The sequence below is a fragment of the Methylophaga sp. genome (genome assembly GCF_965655755.1).
Lineage (GTDB): Bacteria > Pseudomonadota > Gammaproteobacteria > Nitrosococcales > Methylophagaceae > Methylophaga.
The window spans coordinates 1-3,895 of the sequence record NZ_CBFHHW010000054.1 but is presented as its reverse complement, the minus strand read 5'-3'; the positions used below and the strand labels follow the sequence as shown (position 1 = coordinate 3,895).

At 45.0% G+C, this 3,895-nt stretch carries 4 protein-coding genes; 3 read left to right on the top strand and 1 reads right to left on the bottom strand.

All coding sequences use genetic code 11. The features are described 5' to 3' along the window. Positions 1 to 32 precede the first annotated feature (32 nt). Together ACTF5U_RS12040 and ACTF5U_RS12035 are read left to right on the top strand one after the other, a co-directional pair. Complete coding sequence (locus tag ACTF5U_RS12040) at positions 33 to 1,574, top strand: L,D-transpeptidase family protein (protein WP_438971876.1); 1,542 nt, start codon at positions 33 to 35, stop codon at positions 1,572 to 1,574. A gap of 55 nt (positions 1,575 to 1,629) precedes the next feature. Beyond that, positions 1,630 to 2,217 (top strand): DUF882 domain-containing protein, encoded by a 588-nt coding sequence (locus tag ACTF5U_RS12035; RefSeq protein ID WP_438971875.1) that lies wholly within the window; start codon positions 1,630 to 1,632, stop codon positions 2,215 to 2,217. Here ACTF5U_RS12035 and ACTF5U_RS12030 read toward each other — a convergent pair. Then, positions 2,214 to 2,633 carry a hypothetical protein gene (locus ACTF5U_RS12030; RefSeq protein WP_438971874.1) on the bottom strand — a complete coding sequence of 140 codons (420 nt, stop codon included), beginning with the start codon at positions 2,631 to 2,633 and terminating at the stop codon, positions 2,214 to 2,216. The genes ACTF5U_RS12035 and ACTF5U_RS12030 overlap by 4 nt on opposite strands. 189 nt (positions 2,634 to 2,822) lie before the next feature. Here ACTF5U_RS12030 and trhO point away from each other — a divergent pair, with 189 nt between their 5' ends. Further along, complete coding sequence (gene trhO, locus ACTF5U_RS12025) at positions 2,823 to 3,821, top strand: oxygen-dependent tRNA uridine(34) hydroxylase TrhO (protein ID WP_438971873.1); 999 nt, start codon at positions 2,823 to 2,825, stop codon at positions 3,819 to 3,821. Positions 3,822 to 3,895: the final 74 nt, after the last annotated feature.

Here is a 3,895-nt window from a genome sequence, read left to right as displayed (position 1 = left end):
CGTTGCTCTGAAGCAAAGTCCGCGAGGCAGCTGTGAAAGCAAGGAAGGGTCTGGTTCTGATTTTATCGGTGGTGAGTATTGCCTCATCGCTTCCGGGCATAGCACATTCTAAATCGCTACCGATTCCCGACCATCCACAACTGCAATTTTTTAAACAGCCAAATGGCTTCGTTTGGCTAGATGCACTCAGGCTCACTACACACGCTAAGGATGCTCTAAGTTTTATCCAGGCAGCATCCATTCACGGTCTCGATCCTGAAGATTACCACTTCAGTCTGTTACAAAAATTAGCTCAAGATACAGTCATTGATAGAGCTGGTTACTTTGATAGTTTACTGACAGATGCCATGTTGGATTTGATTCATGATTTAGCCATTGGCAGACTGAGCCCACAAAAAGTCGACCCAACCTGGTTCATTCCCAGAGACAACATCAGCCCGGTAGAAGAGTTACAAAAAGCCTTACTGTCACCGTATTTGAAAAATACACTCAATCAATTATTACCCAAGTTACCGCAATACCACCAATTGACTAACAGTTTGTCACTTTATCGCAGTTATCAGCTACGTGGTGGCTGGCCAGACGTTGCCGATATGCCTTTATTACCCCCCGGGGACACACACCCACATGTGCCGACATTGCGGGCCAGACTCGCCGTTGAATATCCCAGCCTGTCGGTCAAAGATGTATCGGATACACGCTATGATGAAAATCTCGTGGCTGCAGTAAAACAGTTCCAGTCTTCAAATGGCTTAAAGGTAGATGGCATCGTCGGTAGTGAAACACGGAAAAGCTTGAACCTTTCCGCTGAGGCTATTGTGACTAAGATTCGCATTAACCTCGAACGTTTCCGCTGGTTACCCGATAATCTGGGTCAGCGTTATATTTTGGTTAACCTTGGAAGTCATCAGCTTACGGCTATCGAAAATGGTCAGATAAAACTCAGTATGAAAGTCATTGTCGGACAAAAGCAACGCGCGACTCCGAGCTTTAACAGTGCAATGACACATCTCGTGATTAATCCCTATTGGAACGTACCACATAAGCTGGCACGTCGTGATCTGTTACCAAAACAACAGGCTGATCCGGATTATTTTTTCCTCAATGAATTTAATGTCTTTTTACGTCATAGCGATTCCGTTAGTCGCGTCGACCCCTACCGTGTGGATTGGGAAGCAGTCAGCCCGCTATCGAGCGAATTTCCCTATCGTTTACAACAGCGACCAGGGAATTTGAATGCACTTGGCAGACTCAAATTCATGTTCCCTAACCCCTGGAATATTTATCTACATGACACGCCAAATAAAAAGCTGTTTTCAGAAAGTCAACGTAATTTCAGCTCTGGTTGTATCCGTGTCGAAGATCCACTGGCATTAGCCCAATTCAGTTTAAATGAAGCCAAGGCTGAGACATGGTTACAATCTCAAATAGACAGTCAAGAAAATCGCGGTCGTAAACTGGATATCCCTCTTCCTGTTTATGCTGTCTATTTCACAGCTTGGCCCTATCAGGATGAAGTTTTCTTTTCACCTGATCCCTACGAGAGGGACGATGCAATGGCTAAACGCTTGTAATCAAAAATAAAGCGATTATACTTGTACAAATTTTGACCAACAGTCAGGGGGCCGTATGACGTCAAAAAAAATCCGCAAGGGACGCGCCATTGATAGTAAAACCTGTCAATTCAGAAGACGCTTCTTGCAGATTGGCATCGGTGCCACTGCTTCATTTGCAATGCCCAGTGCATTTGCCAACATGCTAAAGCAGCCTGAACGCAGCATCTCTTTGCTCAATCTCCATACCGGTGAAAAAGTTAAGGCCACCTACTGGGCTGAGGGTGCCTATCAAGCCTCAGAATTAAGTGCTATCAATCGGGTTTTGCGTGATCATCGCACCGGTGATATCAACGAGATTGATAACAATCTGATCGAAATGCTGAACCTGCTTCATCATAAAATGCAAAGCAAACAACCCTTTCATGTCATTTCCGGTTATCGCTCGCCAAAAACAAACGCCATGTTAAGAAAAAACGGCGATGGCGTAGCCAAGAAAAGCCTGCATATGCTCGGACAAGCGATTGATATCAGACTTCCGGGAAGCGAACTTAATGCACTGCAAAAATCAGCTCTCGACCTGAGGGTTGGTGGGGTCGGTTACTACCCGGGCTCTGACTTTATTCATGTCGACACGGGCCGAGTGCGTCAGTGGCACGGTTAATTTTCCAGCACGTCTAGCTCATCCATTAATCGCTGGGTTAACTCGCGGAAAATTTGCATTTTTTGTAGATAATCAATGCTGAATTGCTCATGCTCTTCAGCCATTGATTGATGTAGCTTCTCCATCTTTTTATGAAGCACTCGTTGCTTTGTAATATCAATATGACTGGGGCAACTCGGCAGACAATGCTCATCCAGCCCACACTGATAACGTGTCAACTCATCATTGTGTTTGTCTATCCGTTGTTTGTGTTGTTCGAGTTTTGAAGAGTGTTCAGGAAGCGCCTTCTCCATCATGTATAAAAACGCTATGAGCCTTTTGGTTTCTCGCTGCCAGTCATCAATATCTTTCTGCCAGCGTTTATCATCTTCCTGCCATTGTTGATTTTTTTGTTTAAGTAGCGCCTGCTCATTCATTTTGATAACTCCGCTATATACGAGTCACTGGGCCGCTTTTGATTTGCTTTCACTCCATACTACGCCGACATCTGAATAAAATAAAACCGCTATATCTCACATCTTTTATGTGGATTTTATGCAGAATGCGGACAGCCTAAATAAATCAAAGTAAAATGAAGGGATTAATTATTTAATTCAGGAACCACCATGTCTGACATTGTTGTCTGCGCATTATATAAATTTGTCAGTCTCGACGACTATCAAGCACTAAAACAGCCCTTGCTGGATTTTATGCTTGAGCGTGAAATACGCGGTACTTTATTGCTGGCTAAAGAGGGTATTAACGGTACGATTGCAGGAACACGATCGACTATTGATGCCTTACTGGATTATTTACAGCAGGACGAACGCCTCAATCCTATCAGTCACAAAGAATCATTCACCAACACGCCCCCCTTTATGCGGACCCGTGTGAAATTGAAAAAAGAAATTGTCACCATGGGTATCGAAGGCATTGACCCCAAACAGGTCGTCGGCACATACGTTAAACCCAAACAGTGGAATCAGCTCATCTCTGAGCCCGATGTATTACTGATAGACACCCGTAATGATTATGAAGTACAGGTAGGTACATTCAAAAATGCGGTCAACCCCGGAACAGAGAGTTTCCGTGAGTTTCCAAAATACGTAAAAGAGAAACTGGATCCCCAGAAACACAAAAAAGTCGCGATGTTTTGTACCGGTGGAATTCGCTGTGAAAAATCGACAGCCTTTCTCAAAGAACAAGGTTTCGATGAGGTTTATCACCTGGAAGGTGGCATCCTTAAATATCTGGAAGAAGTGCCTGAAGACGAAACCCTGTGGGAGGGTGACTGTTTTGTATTTGATGACCGTGTCACCGTCAACCATCAGTTAGAAAAAGGCGACTATGATCAGTGTCATGCCTGTCGGCTGCCCATTACCGATGAGGACAAACAGAGTCCGCTTTATCAGAAAGGAGTGAGCTGCCCCTCCTGCTTTGATCAAACCAGCGATGAACAAAAAGCCCGTTTTGCAGAACGTGAAAAACAAATCCAATTAGCGAAACATCGTGGCGAAGCGCATATCGGTGTCGAATCTGCCGAAACCGCAGAGCTCCACCGTGCAGCAAAACGCCATCGTCGGGAACAGGAACGACTGGCTACAGAGCAAAAACAGCACAACTAACATGTGCCGGGTTGTACTGGTTCTGGCCTTGTTTGCCTGCTCACCGCTGAGTTGGGCAAAGATAACGGGGTCTG